Below are 14,463 nucleotides of genomic sequence, written 5' to 3' on the forward strand. Positions count from 1 at the left end.
CATGGACGAGCCACGCCGACCATCGAGCCTTCACGGCACCTCCCATCCGGGCAAGATACCGGGCGCCACCCGCAAGGGGACCGAGACGCGGGCCCGCATCATCAAGGGTGCGTTGGAGGCTTTGGAGAACGGCGGCATGGAGGCGCTGACCACCCGCAAGATCGCCGCCAGCGCCGGCGTCAGGCTCGCCACGCTGCACTATTATTTCGACAACAAGGAAAGCCTCCTGCTGGCCGTGCTGGAAGACCTGATCGCCGACATGGCGGAAGCCTATCAGGCGGACATCCCCGCCTCGCATGATCCGCAAGAGCGCATCGAGACCGTCATCCGCTCGATGTGGCGCTATGTCCAGCGCACCCGCAACAAGCAACTCGCCCAGACGGAACTGACGCTCTATGCGCTGAGAACCCAGGGCGCGGACTGGCTCGCGGCGCGCCAGTACAACGCCTATATCGACTTCTACAGCAAGCTGATCTTCGACGGCATGGGCGAGATCAGCGAAGACAAGAAACAGATCGGCACGGCCGTCGCCCGCTTCATGCTGATCGGCATCGACGGCCTGATCCTGCAGAACTTCGCCCTGCACAACGACGGCGACACCAATGAGGGTGTGGAAACTCTCATCATCGCCACCCAGGACCTCGTGCGGCGGTTGCAGGCCGAAGCCAGGCTTGCCGCAGGCTGAACGCGCGTCCCGACCGCGGCCATGCTAGGATGCCATAGAAGTCCACAGCCAGCAGGGCGACGCCATGCCCCCAACCATTCAAACCGACCGAACTGCTCAAACCGCCCATGCCGCTCAAGCAAGCCAACGCCCTCCCCGCCGCAACCGCGTGACGCCCTTCGGCCATATGGAAGCCACGTCGGCCCGTGGAACGCTGATGGGCAATCGCGGCGATCTCCATGCCCCTGACGGCACGATCACCAGACACCACGCCGGCAAGGCCTGGATCTGCTGCTCGCTTACTGAAAAAAACGGCCGCCGCGTCATCTTCGACACCAAGGGCCACTATACGCCGCTGTTCTTCCTCGACGAGGCGGTTGCCTTCGCCGCCGGCCATCGCCCCTGCGCCGAATGCCTCCGCGCCGATTTCCTTCGCTTCAAGCTGCATTTCAACCGCGCGACGCACCGCCCGGACGACCAGTTCGTTCCCGCCCGCGAGATCGACGTCCTCCTGCATCGGGAACGTCTGGACGGCGGGACCAAGCGCCTCTGCCGGGCCGCGCTCGCCGACCTGCCCGACGGCGCCTTCTTCACCCAGGATGCCGCACCGCGGACACCGCTCCTGCTCTGGCAAGGGAACGCCTATGCGTGGGGCCACGCGGGCTATGGGGATCCGACAGCCTTGACAGGCAGGGCCGAGGTGTCCGTCCTGACGCCACCCACGCTGATCGCCGTACTCCGAGCCGGCTACGTGGTAGCGCCCCGGCTCTGATCCTCAGCGGCGGCGCCCGAGGCCGGCCGTGAACGAGCTCCCCCTCAAGGGGGAGATCGGGTTCAGCCTGCGTCTCGGTCGCGAGCCAAACGAAAAGGCCGGGCGTCTCCGCCCGGCCTCTCTGATGCACACCCGCGTGCGACCTTACTTGATCATCGGCAGCAATTCGCTCACCGACTTCTTGGCGTCACCGTAGAACATCCGGGTGTTCTCCTTGTAGAACAGCGGGTTCTCGATGCCGGAATAGCCGGTGCCCTGGCCGCGCTTGGAGACGAAGACCTGCTTGGCCTTCCACACTTCGAGAACCGGCATGCCGGCGATCGGCGAGTTCGGGTCTTCCTGCGCCGCCGGATTGACGATGTCGTTCGAGCCAATGACGATGGCCACGTCGGTCGAGGGGAAGTCCTCGTTGATCTCGTCCATTTCCAGAACGATGTCGTAAGGCACCTTGGCCTCGGCCAGGAGCACGTTCATGTGGCCCGGAAGACGGCCCGCCACCGGATGGATGGCGAAGCGCACGGTCTTGCCCGAAGCGCGCAGCTTGCGGGTGAGTTCGGAGACCGCCTGCTGGGCCTGTGCGACCGCCATGCCGTAGCCCGGCACGATGATGACGCTGTCGGCTTCGTTGAGCGCGGCAGCCACGCTCTCGGCGTCGATCGCCACCTGCTCGCCCTCGATCTCCATCGCCGGACCCGTCGTGCCGCCGAAGCCGCCGAGGATGACCGAGATGAAGGAGCGGTTCATCGCCTTGCACATGATGTAGGAGAGGATCGCACCCGAGGAGCCGACCAGCGCGCCGGTGACGATCAGAAGATCGTTGCCCAGCGTGAAGCCGATCGCCGCGGCCGCCCAGCCGGAATAGCTGTTCAGCATCGACACCACCACCGGCATGTCGGCGCCGCCGATGCCCATGATCAGGTGATAGCCGATGAAGAAGGCGAGAAGCGTCATCAGGATCAGGGTCCAGATGCCGGCGCCGTTGAAGTACATCACCAGCAGCACGAGCGAGGCGATCGCCGCGCCGGCGTTGAGCATGTGCCCGCCCGGCAGTTTCTTGGCCTTGCCGTCGACCTTGCCGGCCAGCTTGCCGAAGGCGACGACGGAGCCGGTGAAGGTGACCGCGCCGATGAACACGCCGAGGAAGACCTCGACCTTGAGGATCGCCACCAGAGCCCCGGTGGGATCGGCGAGCTTGTGGGCCAGAACGGCGGCAAAGCCGGTCAGAGCATGGCGCGCCGCCTCGTCCATCCCGGCCACCCGGCCGAGTTCGATCTCGGCATTATAGCCGATGAACACGGCGGCCAGGCCGACGAAGGAGTGCAGTGCGGCGACAAGCTGCGGCATTTCCGTCATCTGCACGCGGGCAGCGACGTAATAGCCCATGATCGAGCCGCCGGCGATCATTACCAGGATGATGAACCAGTTGCCGACTCCCGGCCCGAAGACCGTGGCGGCGACGGCAAGCGCCATGCCGACAATGCCATACCAGACGGCGCGCTTGGCGCTTTCCTGGCCGGAAAGCCCGCCGAGCGAGAGGATGAAGAGAACAGCGGCTGCGATGTAGGCGGCCGAAACGATACCGATCGTCATGATTGATCCTCTCCCCTCAGGACTTCTGGAACATGGCGAGCATGCGCCGGGTGACGAGGAATCCGCCGACGATGTTGATCGTGGCGATCAGCACCGAAAGCGAAGCGAGGATGACGACCAGCCAGTTGCCGGAACCGATCTGCAGCAATGCGCCAAGGATGACGATGCCGGAGATCGCGTTGGTCACGGCCATCAGCGGCGTGTGCAGCGAGTGGCTGACGTTCCAGATCACCGAGAAGCCGATGAAGCAGGCAAGCACGAAGACGATGAAATGGCTCATGAACTCGGCCGGCGCATAGGCCCCGACCAGGGCCATCAGCAAGCCGCCGATCACCAGAAGGCCGACCTGGCTGCGGGTCTGCGCCTTGAAGGCCGCGACTTCCTTGGCCCGCTTTTCCTCGGGCGAAAGTTCCTTGACCTTTTCCTTCGGCTTGGCAGCCGCGATCGCCTGGATCTTCGGCGGCGGTGGCGGATAGGTGATCTCGCCGTCCTTGGTGACCGTCGCGCCGCGGATGACGTCGTCTTCCATGTTGTGGACGATCATGCCGTCCTTGGCTGGCGTCAGGTCCGTCATCATGTGGCGGATGTTGGTCGAATAGAGCGTCGATGCCTGGGCCGCCATGCGGCTCGGGAAGTCGGTATAGCCGATGATGGTGACGCCGTTTTCCGAGACGATCTTCTGGTCGGGCACCGTCAGGTCGCAATTGCCGCCGCGTTCGGCGGCAAGGTCGACGACCACCGAGCCGGGCTTCATCGAAGCCACCATGTCGGCGAGCCACAGCTTCGGCGCGTCACGGCCGGGGATCAGTGCCGTGGTGATGACGATGTCGATCTCCGGTGCCAATTCGCGGAACTTGGCCAGCTGCTTTTCGCGGAATTCCGGCGAGGACGGTGCGGCATAGCCACCGGTCGCCGCACCATCCTGCGTCGCCTCGAATTCGAGATAGACGAACTGGGCGCCCATCGACTCGATCTGCTCTGCGACTTCCGGGCGCACGTCGAAGGCATAGGTGATGGCGCCGAGCGAGGTCGCCGTGCCGATCGCGGCCAAGCCGGCGACGCCGGCGCCGATGACCAGCACCTTGGCCGGCGGAACCTTGCCGGCCGCCGTCACCTGGCCGGTGAAGAACCGGCCGAAATTATTACCGGCCTCGATCACGGCGCGATAGCCGGCGATATTGGCCATCGAAGACAGCGCGTCCATCTTCTGGGCACGGGAAATACGCGGCACCATGTCCATGGCGATGACATTGGCGCCCTTGTCCCTGGCGCGTTCCAGAAGCTCCTTGTTCTGGGCCGGGTAGAAGAAGGAAACCAGCGTCTTGCCGGACGACAGGCGTTCCACTTCCACCGTCTCCGGCGGACGCACCTTGGCGATCACGTCGGCGCCGGCATAGAGCGCCTCGGCGCCCTCGACAACCTCGACGCCGACGGCGCGGTAGGCGTCGTCGGAAAAGCCGGCGGCCTTGCCCGCCCCGCTTTCGATCATGCAGTCATAGCCCAGCTTCTTCAGCTGGATCGCGCTGTCGGGGGTCATGGCAACGCGTGCCTCTCCCGCAAACAGCTCCCGTGGCGAACCGATCTTCAAACCCATCTCCCTCGCATCAGGCTAAAGTCGAACAATTTCGGCATGAAAACGAGCAGAATGCGACGTCGCTGTCCAGCCCAGTTTCCCCCTCATGTGAGGGTTTCGCGCGGATGACCCGGCTCCGTCAACGGATAATTCGCAAATGCCGGTCGGTGCGACAGCCGCCGCACGCTCACCGCACCTCCTACATGGAACAATATCGTCTCCGGCAGGTTTATCCGACGGTCAAAAAACGAACGGAGAGCATCATGCTGCAATGGATCCTGATCTTCCTGGCGATCGCCGCCGTCGCCAGCCTTCTCGGCTTTCGCGGTGTTGCCGGCGCTTCTGCGGGAATAGCCAAAATTCTCATTTTCGTCGTGCTGGTGATCTTCATCATCGCCCTGTTTGCAGGCATTATCGTCGTCGCATGATGTGAGCGAAGCCATTGAACGAAAAAACCGCCGGTCTCGCGACTGGCGGTTTTTTCGCATTCGGCAGCGCATCTGGCTTGTTGCCAGGGCATCGATTGTCAGATCAGCGGACGGACCTTCGGTTCTCCGGGATTCCAGTTCGCCACGTTTTGCAGGCCTTCCGGATCGAGCACCTCGCAGCCCCGGTCGAGCCACTGGATGAGACCGCGCTCGCTCAGCTTCCGCAACGTCTTGTTGGTGTGGACGATCGACAGGCCGAGCGTATCGGCGACGTGCATCTGTGTCACCGGCACATGGCGACGCTCCTCGTCGAGAAGGCCGGCGTTGCGACCTCGCTCGAACAGGAAAGCCAGCAGATAGGCCGCCCGCTCTGTCGCAGTGCGCCGACCGACGCTCAGCAAGTGCTCGTCGAGAATGCTCTCCTCGCGCGCTGCCAGCCATGTCAGGTCGAAGGCGAGGCCGGAATGCTTCTCGAACAATTGGAACAAGCGTTTGCGCTCGAAGACGCACAGGGTTACCGGCGTCAGGGCCTCGACGGAATGCTGCATCTCGGCCATGACCGCTCCCTGCAAACCGACCATGTCGCCCGGAACGACGTAGTTGAGGATCTGCCGCCGTCCGTCCTCTAGGATTTTGTAGCGAAATGCCCAACCTTCCAGTAATGTATAAAGATGGGCGCTGTGAGAGCCTTCGACGATCACGGTCGACCCGGCATCGGCGTTCAGTTCACCGCGCTTGAAATGCGACACGAAGTTAAGCTCGTCTGCACTGAAGGGGCGAAAGTGCTTCTTCTGGCGCAAGGGACATTCGAAACAGCTGACACGCACCGGGGTCTTGCGAAAGTCGCTTGCCATGCACTGTCCTCTTGTCTCGACGCCGTCACGATGGCGTAGCAGCCACTGTGCCACATGTCTTATTTAAATGACGTCCTGCGCTTGAATGCCGATAAGGCACTTTGGCAAAAAAGGAAACGCCATGCACAACCCGTCGCTGCGCGTTCTCGTCGCGGAGAACCAATACCTGATCGCGATGGAAGTCGAGCAGATCCTTGTCGACGCCCTGGACTGCACCGTTGCGATCGTGCCGCTGGTCCGTCTGAAAGACCAGCTCCGCGAAGGCGAGTTCGACCTCGTCTTTTTGGACAAGGCCCCGACAGAGGCCCTCAATCGCGACCGTGCTCGTCAGGTGACCCAGACCGGCGCGGCGCTGATCTTCCTGTCGTCCTATGACCATCCCCTGGTGGAGGCGCCCGGCAGTGTGGCTTTTCCGTCGGTGGCAAAGCCGATCCAGGCCGAGGAATTGATACGCGCCGTGCGGTCGGCGACGGCGCGCATGTCCACCTGAGCGTCAGACGGCAAAGGCCCGTTTGGTCACCGCCGAACTGTGGGCATCGGGCCCGTAATCGCCTTCGCCGCTCACGCCGAGGATTTCCTGCAGCTTGTTGCGCGCCCGGTTGATGCGGCTCTTGATCGTGCCCACGGCGCAGCCGCAGATCTCGGCCGCCTCTTCGTAGGCGAAACCCGAGGCGCCGACCAGGATGATGGCTTCGCGCTGATCGCTCGGCAGTTGGTCGAGCGCGCGCTTGAAATCCTGGAGGTCGAGGGAGCCATACTGTTGCGGGTGGGTCGAAAGCTGCGAGGTGAAGATGCCGTCGGTGTCGGAAACCTCACGGCCACGTTTGCGCATCTGCGAGTAGAATTCATTGCGCAGAATGGTGAACAGCCAGGCCTTCATGTTGGTGCCGGGCTCGAAATGATCCTGCTTGGCCCACGCCTTCATGATTGTATCCTGCACCAGATCGTCGGCGGCGTGATGGCGCCCGGTCAACGAAACGGCAAAGGCACGCAGGTTCGGCAGTGCTGCCAGCAGATCTCGCTTGAACGAGCGGTCGACGGAGTTGGCATCAACGGTCATTAGGCGGAATCCTTGACGCGGGTGGTCTGATCGGCGTTCTTTTCCGCCTGATCGAGCTTTTCCAGCAGGCTGAGGAAGCGGTCGGGAATCGCTTCGTCCTGCACGGCGCGATAGAACTGGCGCAATTTCTCGGCAATGCCGGGGGTCACGCCAGCCATTTCCTGTCTTTCTTCGGCTGGTCTGTCGTTTTGGGAATTGGTCATGCTTATCCAACGGGGGTTATGACTATCGTGGCGACAAAACGATTGGAAAGCCAGAAGGTTCCGTAATGTTTATCGCAATTTGACCAGCCCCTTTTTCCCGGCGGACCAGCTTCTGAAGACCGGCTGAAACAAGATGATTAATCGTCGGGGAACAATTTAAGCGCAGCGCCGTTCTTCTGCCATCGAAAAAGGAGAACCGCCATGCTTTACTACGCTCTCGTCTTCCTCGTCGTCGCGCTGATCGCCGGTGTCCTCGGCTTCGGCGGCATTGCCGGCGCATCTGCCGGTATCGCCAAGATCCTCTTCCTCGTCTTCATCGTCCTGTTCCTGATCTCGCTCGTTTCGCAGCTGTTCCGCCGCCGCGCCTGAGCAGACGTGACGCTCCCCTCTACGCATGGAAAGAGCCGGCGCCGCCCGGCTCTTTCCATTTGGCCGTTTCCTGCCCCCCCAGCTCATGGCCTGCCGCGCATACAAAAAATCCGCCGTTGCGGCGGAGATCAGGATCAAAGGCTTTGGAAGGTGGCGGCGTGGCCGTCAGAACAGGATCGACGCAAGCATGGCGACCAGTGTCGCCACGATCAGAAGAACGACAATAACCGTCGAGCCGCGCCAGCGCGGCGGAACCATGCTTTCCAGATCGCTGTCGAGTTTGGCTTCCTGGGCCATATCCCGCGTCTGGCCGTCGATCCGCCGATCCCTGTCGCTCAGGCTCTCGGGCATTTACTTATTCCCTTCATACAGATCGAACGCCGTCCGGCCCGGGCGCGCCGCATCGGCGGAAAACGCCTTGGCCTGCACGGTTTCGCCCGCCCGACCGTCGAGTGCGGACAATTTGACCGGATCGATCGTCTGACGGATCTGCCGACCCGCCAGCAGTTCGGCGTTGACCGGAACGCAATCGCCGTAGATCAGGCCGGCCAATTGGCGCGCCTTGTCCATTTCGCGCGGAAGCGCCGCACGACAATCGGCACTCGTGTCATAGGAGATGACTGCGACCGGCTCTTCGAGGCACGTTGTCTGCTCGGGATGGCACGCCACCAGAATCATGAGGGCAGCAAGCGTATTCATCGACGTTCTCCTTGGTTGAAAGGTTAACGTCGCAAGGGGTTAATGGTTCCGCCGCCCCCCCCCTGCGTCCGGCTCCTGCCGCTCCGGCCGTCAGGCCGCGGGTGCGGCGTGGATCAGTTCGTGGATGTATTGCAGCTTGCCCATCACCGGCGCGGACAGCACGAACGGGTAAAGGTCGCGCTGGCCCATGCTGCGGTTGATGCTGTTGATGGCGATGGTGAGCGGGACCCAGGCGTCGACCAGGACGCGGGCATCGACGGCCCGATAGCTGTCGAATGTCGTCGTCAGCGCCAGTTCCGGCGCATCGGTCTCCGGACGGGTCCGCAGGCCGAAGGCATCCGCCGTATCCAACGCATCGACGATGTGGAAGTAATGCGCCCAGGTTTCGGCAAAGTCCTCCCAGGGGTGGCTCGCCGCATAGGCACTGACAAAGGACTGTTCCCAGCCTGGTGCCGGTCCCTCGGCATAGTGATGCTGGAGGGCCGCGCCATAGTCCTGGCTTTCGTCGCCGAACACGGCGCGGAACGTCTCCTGCTTACCCCGGTCACGCACCAGCCGGTCCCAGTAGTAGTGGCCGACCTCGTGGCGGAAGTGGCCGACCAGCGTGCGGAACGGTTCGCCAAGCGAAACGCGTCGCGCCTCGCGCTCCGCATCGGAGGCTTCGGCGACGTTGAGGGTGATAAGGCCATTGGCGTGACCGGTCAGGACCGTCGAGCCGGCGCTGCTGTCGTCGGCGAGAAACTCGAAGCCCAGGCCGTTCTCCGGATCTTCGATGCGGGTGACCAGCGGCAGCCCGAAGCGCATCAGCGAATAGAACAGATGGCGCTTTGCCAGTTCGATCCTCTGCCAGTTCTCGCTGTTCTCCGGGGTCGACAGATCGGGAATCGTCAGATTGTGCCGGCAGGCCATGCAGAAGCCCGATGGATGCTCGTCCTCGACCAGCCAGTTGCAGGCGCCGATACCGGCATTGGCGCAGGGATTGAGCGGGGTCTGGCGATCGGACGGTTCGAAGAAGGCATCGCCATCCTGTTGAAGGGCGATCATGTCGAACCGGCCGGGACGATATCCGAGCCGCAGTCCGCAGCTGACGCACCCGTCATTGTCGAAGTGGACGACGTTGGTGCAGTTGGAGCAGTGGAACAGACGCATGCGAGTTCCCCGTGACGGTGAGACGAAGGGTCCGGATTTTGGACGGCTCGCACATAACGAAGCGTGGCATTACCCGGCGGGCTTACAATCACTCGCATCGAAAATCGTTCCGACGCAGCGTCGCCTATTCGTAGCTTTCCTGCGGGAAAGTGAGTTCGTAACGGACCTGGTCCTTTTCCAGACTGTGCCTCGCCTGGCCGTTGACCGAGGACGGAACGACCCTTTCCAGGACGGTGCTGCCGAACCGGGCCGTCCTTGCCGCCTTCAACGCCTCGCTGTCGAGGCTTCCCACGGGTTCGACCCACAGAACGCGGATCTGCGGCCCTGCATCGGTCTCGATCCGTTCGCAACTGACCTCGATCCGCCGGCGGCGCGACAGGAAATCGCCGTGGCTGACCGCGTTGACCACGAGTTCGTGCAGTGCAAGCCCGATGTGCAGCGAGGCGTTCGGGGTCAACAGAACGTCCTCTCCCGAAACCTTCACCAGGTCGGCGTTCTCCTGAACGTAGCGATCGACCTGCTGCTTGAGCAGGTCGCGGAAATAGGCCCCGCGCCAGCTCGAATCGGTGATCAGGTCCTGGGATTGCGACAAGGCATGCAGCCGGCCGCGGAACTTCGTGAGGAAGGTCTCGAGCGTCCCGGAATAGCGCGCAGTCTGCGATGCGATGCTCTGGATGATCGCAAGCAGGTTCTTCGAGCGATGGCTGACCTCGCGCAGCAGGGCCCTCAGCAACCGCTCCCGCCGCCGGTCCTCGGTGCGGTCGATGACAATAGTCATCAGGCTGACCTCCTGATCGGCCATTGCAATCATGCGACAACGGAATTCGAAGAAGGTGTCGTCCCCTGCCTCGATCTCGAGTTCGGCGTGATCGCCGGGCTTTGCCAGCCCGGCTTTCATTTCCTTCAGGCGGGCGCCGATATCCGCCCCGAAGATCGCCTCGTCGCTGGGCGTTACCCCCGACTTCAGCGACCAACGCGCGGGCAGAGTAGTGATGCAGATGTACCGGCCCTCGCTGTCCTGAAGGCACAGGCTGGCACTCATGTCGATCAGCGCGGTGATTAGGAACTCGCGCAACTTGTCGTCGCCGCGCTCAGGTTCAAACCATGTCAATCGATGTACCAATTTTTCACTCCGCCGCTGTTCGGCAAACTGCTGTGAGCCTCACCGGGGCTCTGGTGCCCCCGTCCGCGTGGAGCATCCGCTGGCCTCCTTGAGCCCGTCAGGCGCTTTCGGCGACCCGCTCGTTGAAGAACAGCGCCTGGCTGATCAAGGCCTTCACCATATCGGGGTTGAAGGGCTTGGTAACGAGGAAGGCGGGTTCCGGTCGCTCACCGGTCAGCAGTCGCTCGGGGAAGGCCGTGATGAAGATAACCGGAACGGTATCGACCTTGAGGATGTCGTTCACCGCATCGATACCCGAGCTGCCGTCAGCGAGCTGGATGTCGGCAAGCACCATCTTGGGGTTCGTGCGCTTGTAGAGATCGATCGCTTCCGCATGGGTACGGGCGATGCCGGTGACACGGTGACCGAGATCCTCGACCATCTGCTCGATGTCGAGCGCGATCAGCGGCTCGTCCTCGATGATCATGATATCGGTCGCCACCTGGCGCGAGATCTCGGCGGATGCTTCGTTGAACAGGGCATTGAATTCGGCTTCCGTCACGCCGAGAACCTCGGCTGCCTCGCTCGGCGAGAACCCTTCCACCGTGATCAGCAGGAAGGCATGGCGCGCCCGCGTCGGCACGTTGGCGAGATTGGCGGCGGCGCGCTTTTCCCAGGCGAACGGAGTGGAGATTTCCGGGATTTCCACATGCGTGGAATCAAACAGCGTGACGAACAGCTTGTAGAGAGAAACGCGATCATTGGCGCCCTTCGGAAAGATCGAAAGGTCGGCGATCAACGCCTCGAGCGTCGCCGCGACGTAGGCGTCTCCGGAAGTCTGGGAGCCGGTGACGGCTCGAGCGTATCGCCGGAGGTAGGGCAGATGGGCGGCAACGCGGGCAGTAAGAGACATGCGGTTTCTCCAATTGAATATAAGTATGGGTGCGGACTGGGCTGAAAACGCGCAATCCAAAAAAAAGTTCCGCCGGTAAGGAACTTTTTTTCCGTTGCCCCACTTAATAGATTAATTTCATGCGCGCCTAGGGGTCAAAGGGGATTGATGAAAATGCCGGACAAGCAAGCCGATCAGGGCAAGGGGCCTGCGCCCACCGCGTCGAACAAGAAGGACGCCAACGCCATGATCGCCGGAAAGCTGCGCGGCTATTACGACAGTATCGTCGAAGAGGGCACGCCTCCCGCATTCCTCGATCTTCTCGAGCGCCTCGACAAAGCGGAGCGCGGCGAAAAGGATTGAACCCGGTCCGCACCATGGTTCCGTCCTTCCGCCTGCGCCCCGGCCCGCTGCCGATGTGAGGGGAGACCAGGCCTCCCCAAAGCGATAGGTTCGGCGCTAACCGCGCGGCCCTCGTCCAAAACCCCGGCTACGCGCCAGCACGTAGACCAGACTGCCGACCATGATCGTCGTGACGATCGGGCTGTGCCGCATCATGACGGGCAGTTCGGCGATCAACCGGCCCGTGACCGGATCCGGACCGCGCGCGGCCATCGCGGCCTGCCGCTCCAGCATGCGGCGTTCGGTCTGCCGGTTGAGCACGGCGACCACCGCGAGAACCACGAGCGCCGCAGCCATGGCCGCACCCGCGACCACCAGGCTTGCCGCGATCGGCCCCGCCTCTGAGGCGACAAAAAAGGCCAGCGCCATCACCAGGGCCACATAGGCGGTCAGGAAGAAGAGGCTGGCAATTACCCCGCCGACCGCCCTGCGCTTGACCTCGACCACGGTCGTCGAGACATTGCCCAATGCCAGGACGACAATCTGCTGGAGCAATCCCCGCATGGATCAGCGCCGGCTCAGGAGAGCGGCGAGAAAGCCGACGCCGGCTGCAATCGCGACCGCCTGCAGCGGCTTGCTGCGGATCTGCGCTTGGAGATCCTGTTCGGCCGACCGAAGGCTGTCGCGGGCGCTCTCGACATACTGGGCGGAGACGTCGGCGGCTTCGGAACCGAGCTGGCTGGCCCGGATGCTGGCTTCCTTGAGCTTGCCCGTGCCGAAGGAGGCGACGGTCTGGGTCAGCGCGGCGATGTCGCGACGCAGGTTTTCCAGTTCCGCCTGAACGTCGCCGGCGCTTGCGCTGGTGGCAACCTCCGCCTCGTCGATCAGGTTGTCCGCCTTGGCCTTCGCCTTGTCCGCCATGGATACAGTCGCCATCAGAAATCTCCTTGTGAACTTTTGGGACGCGTCATCGGCTTGGTGCTGATGAGTACGCGTGATCTGCCTCGTGCTGAAAACGTCTCAACCGTCGATCGGTTCCTCATTTTTCTAGGCTTTCCCCCGATAGCGCGCAAGCGTCCTCGACTCTCAGACAGTCCATCGCTCCACGCCCTTCTACGCACTCTCATGCGTGCTTACGCGCTCTCATGTGTGAAGTTTACACGGAATGGAATCTCGGGCGGGGGAGAAAATCTTTCGGCTCGAGCACCGGAACCTAACCCCGCCGGTCGCGTTGTTGAGCCGAGGACAACGACCTCTACCGTAACCAACCGAGAAGGAGATCGGCATGAATTGGAACCAGATCGAAGGCAATTGGGAGCAGTTCAAGGGCAAGGCCCAGGAACAGTGGGGCAAGATCACCGGCGACGACATGGACGTGATCGCCGGCAACCGCAAGCAGCTGTCCGGCAAGATCCAGGAAGCCTACGGCAAGTCCGAGGAAGAAGCCGAACGCGAGATCGACACCTGGCTCGGTCGCCACTAAACGATTGCACGAACAACGAGCCCGGGACCACCGTCCCGGGCTTTTTCGCGTCCGCTTTTCCCGACCCTGTCTTCTCAACGCATGCGTGTTGGACCGTACTCTTCGCCGCCGAACCGTCCTTGCCATGGTAATGAACCCTCTTTCTAATGCGCGTGCCTGAGCAAGGAGTGCCGACTGCCATGTTGACGATCGTCTTTCTCGACCGCGATACACTTTCCCCCGAGACCATTCTGCGCCCACCCGGATTTCCGCATGAACTGGTGGTTCATGATCGAACCACCGCCGAGCAGGTCCGCGAACGGATCGCCAGGGCCGACATCGTCATCTCCAACAAGGTGCCGCTGCGGCGTGAAAGCCTGATCCACGCCCCGCGCCTGAAGATGATCGCGGTCGCCGCCACCGGCACCGACATCGTCGACCTCGCCGCCGCCAAAGAGCGCGGCATCACCGTCTCCAACATCCGCAACTATGCAAAGCACACCGTGCCGGAGCACACCTTCGCCCTGATTTTGGCGCTTCGCCGCTCGATCGTTCCCTATCGCCAATCGGTGCTCGACGGGCGCTGGCAGGAGGCGGCGCAATTCTGCTTCTTCGACCACCCGATCGCTGACCTTGGCGGCTCCACGCTCGGCATTATCGGCCACGGCACGCTCGGAAAGGCCGTCGGCCGCATCGCCGAGGCTTTTGGCATGAAGGTGCTGATCGCCGGCCGCAAGGGAACGGACCAGGTCAAACCCGGCCAGACGCCGTTCGACGAGGTGATGCGCCGAGCCGATGTCCTCACCCTGCACTGCCCGCTCAATGCCGAAACCCGCGGCATCATAAGCACGCGAGAATTCGCCCTGATGGAGAAGACGCCGATCCTCATCAACACCGGCCGCGGCGGACTGGTCGACGAGCTGGCATTGGAGCAGGCGCTGGAAAAGGGCGAAATCGCCGCTGCCGGCTTCGACGTCACCGACGGCGAACCGCCGGCCGCCGACAGCCCGATGATGCGCATCGCTACCCGCCCCAACGTCATCCTCACCCCGCACGTCGCCTGGGCCAGCCGCGAGGCGATCCAGGCGCTCGCCGACCAGTTGATCGAGAACATCGAATTCTTCGTCGCCGGCACGCCAAGGAATGTGGTGGGTTGACGGACCGACGATCGCTCCGGACCTTGAGGCGTGCGTGAAGCGATCTCGAACTGTCCGCCTCCGCCCCATCACCTGTAGTTTGCCCCTCATCCGCCCGCCGGCACCTTCTCCCCGCAGGCGGGGAGAAGGACCATGCGGCACCGCCGT

Annotated in this window: 20 protein-coding genes; 8 read left to right on the plus strand and 12 right to left on the minus strand. The window is 62.8% G+C overall.

Annotation, left to right across the window (positions count from 1 at the left end; genetic code table 11):
• Window position 1 precedes the first annotated feature (1 nt).
• Entirely contained in the window at window positions 2-685 is a 684-nt protein-coding gene (locus tag RHIZ70P_RS07990) for a TetR/AcrR family transcriptional regulator (RefSeq protein ID WP_115669850.1), read from the plus strand.
• Between the two features lie 64 nt (window positions 686-749).
• On the plus strand, window positions 750-1,436 hold the full coding sequence (locus tag RHIZ70P_RS07995; protein ID WP_147293974.1) for a hypothetical protein: 687 nt from the start codon (window positions 750-752) through the stop codon (window positions 1,434-1,436).
• 144 nt (window positions 1,437-1,580) lie between these two features.
• Here RHIZ70P_RS07995 and RHIZ70P_RS08000 read toward each other — a convergent pair whose 3' ends face one another.
• Both RHIZ70P_RS08000 and RHIZ70P_RS08005 read right to left on the minus strand, forming a co-directional pair.
• The gene (locus RHIZ70P_RS08000) at window positions 1,581-3,026 is read right to left on the minus strand and encodes an NAD(P)(+) transhydrogenase (Re/Si-specific) subunit beta (RefSeq protein ID WP_115669852.1); all 1,446 of its coding nucleotides are present in this window, start codon (window positions 3,024-3,026) and stop codon (window positions 1,581-1,583) included.
• 16 nt (window positions 3,027-3,042) lie between these two features.
• Window positions 3,043-4,614: a Re/Si-specific NAD(P)(+) transhydrogenase subunit alpha gene (locus tag RHIZ70P_RS08005; RefSeq protein WP_115669980.1), complete on the minus strand. Its 1,572-nt coding sequence runs from the start codon at window positions 4,612-4,614 to the stop codon at window positions 3,043-3,045.
• A gap of 248 nt (window positions 4,615-4,862) precedes the next feature.
• Between RHIZ70P_RS08005 and RHIZ70P_RS08010 the strand changes: the two genes are divergently transcribed.
• Window positions 4,863-5,027, plus strand: a complete 165-nt coding sequence (locus tag RHIZ70P_RS08010) for a DUF1328 domain-containing protein (RefSeq protein ID WP_115669981.1) — start codon at window positions 4,863-4,865, stop codon at window positions 5,025-5,027.
• A 98-nt stretch (window positions 5,028-5,125) separates the two neighbouring features.
• On the opposite strand, the gene RHIZ70P_RS08015 is transcribed toward RHIZ70P_RS08010, so the two are convergent.
• Entirely contained in the window at window positions 5,126-5,881 is a 756-nt protein-coding gene (locus tag RHIZ70P_RS08015; protein WP_115669853.1) for a Crp/Fnr family transcriptional regulator, read from the minus strand.
• A 121-nt stretch (window positions 5,882-6,002) separates the two neighbouring features.
• On the opposite strand from RHIZ70P_RS08015, the gene RHIZ70P_RS08020 reads away from it, so the two are divergent.
• On the plus strand, window positions 6,003-6,371 hold the full coding sequence (locus tag RHIZ70P_RS08020) for a hypothetical protein (protein ID WP_115669854.1): 369 nt from the start codon (window positions 6,003-6,005) through the stop codon (window positions 6,369-6,371).
• Window positions 6,372-6,374: 3 nt separating this feature from the next.
• Here the strand turns inward: RHIZ70P_RS08020 and RHIZ70P_RS08025 are convergent, their stop codons facing one another.
• Both RHIZ70P_RS08025 and RHIZ70P_RS08030 read right to left on the minus strand, forming a co-directional pair.
• Entirely contained in the window at window positions 6,375-6,941 is a 567-nt protein-coding gene (locus tag RHIZ70P_RS08025) for an RNA polymerase sigma factor (protein WP_115669855.1), read from the minus strand.
• On the minus strand, window positions 6,941-7,099 hold the full coding sequence (locus tag RHIZ70P_RS08030; protein ID WP_235842175.1) for a NepR family anti-sigma factor: 159 nt from the start codon (window positions 7,097-7,099) through the stop codon (window positions 6,941-6,943). Before RHIZ70P_RS08030 ends, RHIZ70P_RS08025 begins: the two co-directional genes overlap by 1 nt.
• 246 nt (window positions 7,100-7,345) lie before the next feature.
• Between RHIZ70P_RS08030 and RHIZ70P_RS08035 the strand changes: the two genes are divergently transcribed.
• On the plus strand, window positions 7,346-7,513 hold the full coding sequence (locus RHIZ70P_RS08035) for a DUF1328 domain-containing protein (protein ID WP_028738513.1): 168 nt from the start codon (window positions 7,346-7,348) through the stop codon (window positions 7,511-7,513).
• A gap of 165 nt (window positions 7,514-7,678) precedes the next feature.
• Here RHIZ70P_RS08035 and RHIZ70P_RS08040 read toward each other — a convergent pair whose 3' ends face one another.
• The 5 genes from RHIZ70P_RS08040 to RHIZ70P_RS08060 all read right to left on the minus strand — a co-directional run bounded on the left by RHIZ70P_RS08040 (window position 7,679) and on the right by RHIZ70P_RS08060 (window position 11,376).
• The gene (locus tag RHIZ70P_RS08040; protein ID WP_115669857.1) at window positions 7,679-7,864 is read right to left on the minus strand and encodes a hypothetical protein; all 186 of its coding nucleotides are present in this window, start codon (window positions 7,862-7,864) and stop codon (window positions 7,679-7,681) included.
• Window positions 7,865-8,212: a hypothetical protein gene (locus tag RHIZ70P_RS08045; RefSeq protein ID WP_181903974.1), complete on the minus strand. Its 348-nt coding sequence runs from the start codon at window positions 8,210-8,212 to the stop codon at window positions 7,865-7,867.
• A gap of 90 nt (window positions 8,213-8,302) precedes the next feature.
• Window positions 8,303-9,361: a zinc-binding metallopeptidase family protein gene (locus RHIZ70P_RS08050; protein WP_115669858.1), complete on the minus strand. Its 1,059-nt coding sequence runs from the start codon at window positions 9,359-9,361 to the stop codon at window positions 8,303-8,305.
• A gap of 124 nt (window positions 9,362-9,485) precedes the next feature.
• On the minus strand, window positions 9,486-10,472 hold the full coding sequence (locus RHIZ70P_RS08055; protein WP_235842176.1) for a sensor histidine kinase: 987 nt from the start codon (window positions 10,470-10,472) through the stop codon (window positions 9,486-9,488).
• A gap of 109 nt (window positions 10,473-10,581) precedes the next feature.
• Window positions 10,582-11,376, minus strand: a complete 795-nt coding sequence (locus RHIZ70P_RS08060; protein ID WP_115669860.1) for a response regulator — start codon at window positions 11,374-11,376, stop codon at window positions 10,582-10,584.
• A gap of 153 nt (window positions 11,377-11,529) precedes the next feature.
• On the opposite strand from RHIZ70P_RS08060, the gene RHIZ70P_RS23230 reads away from it, so the two are divergent.
• Window positions 11,530-11,718 (plus strand): NepR family anti-sigma factor, encoded by a 189-nt coding sequence (locus tag RHIZ70P_RS23230; protein WP_115669861.1) that lies wholly within the window; start codon window positions 11,530-11,532, stop codon window positions 11,716-11,718.
• 96 nt (window positions 11,719-11,814) lie between these two features.
• Here RHIZ70P_RS23230 and RHIZ70P_RS08070 read toward each other — a convergent pair whose 3' ends face one another.
• Together RHIZ70P_RS08070 and RHIZ70P_RS08075 are read right to left on the minus strand one after the other, a co-directional pair.
• On the minus strand, window positions 11,815-12,261 hold the full coding sequence (locus tag RHIZ70P_RS08070) for a hypothetical protein (RefSeq protein WP_115669862.1): 447 nt from the start codon (window positions 12,259-12,261) through the stop codon (window positions 11,815-11,817).
• 3 nt (window positions 12,262-12,264) lie between these two features.
• Window positions 12,265-12,633, minus strand: coding sequence for a DUF883 family protein (locus RHIZ70P_RS08075; protein WP_115669863.1), 369 nt, complete (start codon window positions 12,631-12,633; stop codon window positions 12,265-12,267).
• Window positions 12,634-12,982: 349 nt separating this feature from the next.
• On the opposite strand from RHIZ70P_RS08075, the gene RHIZ70P_RS08080 reads away from it, so the two are divergent.
• Window positions 12,983-13,180: a CsbD family protein gene (locus RHIZ70P_RS08080; RefSeq protein WP_115669864.1), complete on the plus strand. Its 198-nt coding sequence runs from the start codon at window positions 12,983-12,985 to the stop codon at window positions 13,178-13,180.
• Window positions 13,181-13,359: 179 nt separating this feature from the next.
• Window positions 13,360-14,316, plus strand: a complete 957-nt coding sequence (locus RHIZ70P_RS08085) for a D-2-hydroxyacid dehydrogenase (protein WP_115669865.1) — start codon at window positions 13,360-13,362, stop codon at window positions 14,314-14,316.
• The last annotated feature ends 147 nt before the right edge of the window (window positions 14,317-14,463 follow it).

Source organism: Paenirhizobium selenitireducens ATCC BAA-1503 (assembly GCF_900492185.1).
In the GTDB taxonomy this organism is placed as follows: domain Bacteria; phylum Pseudomonadota; class Alphaproteobacteria; order Rhizobiales; family Rhizobiaceae; genus Allorhizobium; species Allorhizobium selenitireducens_A.

What these genes read in the sequence shown, in the direction of transcription:
- RHIZ70P_RS07990 (WP_115669850.1), top strand. Translation starts at nt 2, where the DNA reads ATGGACGAGCCACGCCGACCATCGAGCCTTCACGGCACCTCCCATCCG.
- RHIZ70P_RS07995 (WP_147293974.1), top strand. Translation starts at nt 750, where the DNA reads ATGCCCCCAACCATTCAAACCGACCGAACTGCTCAAACCGCCCATGCC.
- RHIZ70P_RS08000 (WP_115669852.1), bottom strand. Translation starts at nt 3,026, where the DNA reads ATGACGATCGGTATCGTTTCGGCCGCCTACATCGCAGCCGCTGTTCTC.
- RHIZ70P_RS08010 (WP_115669981.1), top strand. Translation starts at nt 4,863, where the DNA reads ATGCTGCAATGGATCCTGATCTTCCTGGCGATCGCCGCCGTCGCCAGC.
- RHIZ70P_RS08015 (WP_115669853.1), bottom strand. Translation starts at nt 5,881, where the DNA reads ATGGCAAGCGACTTTCGCAAGACCCCGGTGCGTGTCAGCTGTTTCGAA.
- RHIZ70P_RS08020 (WP_115669854.1), top strand. Translation starts at nt 6,003, where the DNA reads ATGCACAACCCGTCGCTGCGCGTTCTCGTCGCGGAGAACCAATACCTG.
- RHIZ70P_RS08025 (WP_115669855.1), bottom strand. Translation starts at nt 6,941, where the DNA reads ATGACCGTTGATGCCAACTCCGTCGACCGCTCGTTCAAGCGAGATCTG.
- RHIZ70P_RS08030 (WP_235842175.1), bottom strand. Translation starts at nt 7,099, where the DNA reads ATGGCTGGCGTGACCCCCGGCATTGCCGAGAAATTGCGCCAGTTCTAT.
- RHIZ70P_RS08035 (WP_028738513.1), top strand. Translation starts at nt 7,346, where the DNA reads ATGCTTTACTACGCTCTCGTCTTCCTCGTCGTCGCGCTGATCGCCGGT.
- RHIZ70P_RS08040 (WP_115669857.1), bottom strand. Translation starts at nt 7,864, where the DNA reads ATGCCCGAGAGCCTGAGCGACAGGGATCGGCGGATCGACGGCCAGACG.
- RHIZ70P_RS08045 (WP_181903974.1), bottom strand. Translation starts at nt 8,212, where the DNA reads ATGAATACGCTTGCTGCCCTCATGATTCTGGTGGCGTGCCATCCCGAG.
- RHIZ70P_RS08050 (WP_115669858.1), bottom strand. Translation starts at nt 9,361, where the DNA reads ATGCGTCTGTTCCACTGCTCCAACTGCACCAACGTCGTCCACTTCGAC.
- RHIZ70P_RS08060 (WP_115669860.1), bottom strand. Translation starts at nt 11,376, where the DNA reads ATGTCTCTTACTGCCCGCGTTGCCGCCCATCTGCCCTACCTCCGGCGA.
- RHIZ70P_RS23230 (WP_115669861.1), top strand. Translation starts at nt 11,530, where the DNA reads ATGCCGGACAAGCAAGCCGATCAGGGCAAGGGGCCTGCGCCCACCGCG.
- RHIZ70P_RS08070 (WP_115669862.1), bottom strand. Translation starts at nt 12,261, where the DNA reads ATGCGGGGATTGCTCCAGCAGATTGTCGTCCTGGCATTGGGCAATGTC.
- RHIZ70P_RS08075 (WP_115669863.1), bottom strand. Translation starts at nt 12,633, where the DNA reads ATGGCGACTGTATCCATGGCGGACAAGGCGAAGGCCAAGGCGGACAAC.
- RHIZ70P_RS08080 (WP_115669864.1), top strand. Translation starts at nt 12,983, where the DNA reads ATGAATTGGAACCAGATCGAAGGCAATTGGGAGCAGTTCAAGGGCAAG.
- RHIZ70P_RS08085 (WP_115669865.1), top strand. Translation starts at nt 13,360, where the DNA reads ATGTTGACGATCGTCTTTCTCGACCGCGATACACTTTCCCCCGAGACC.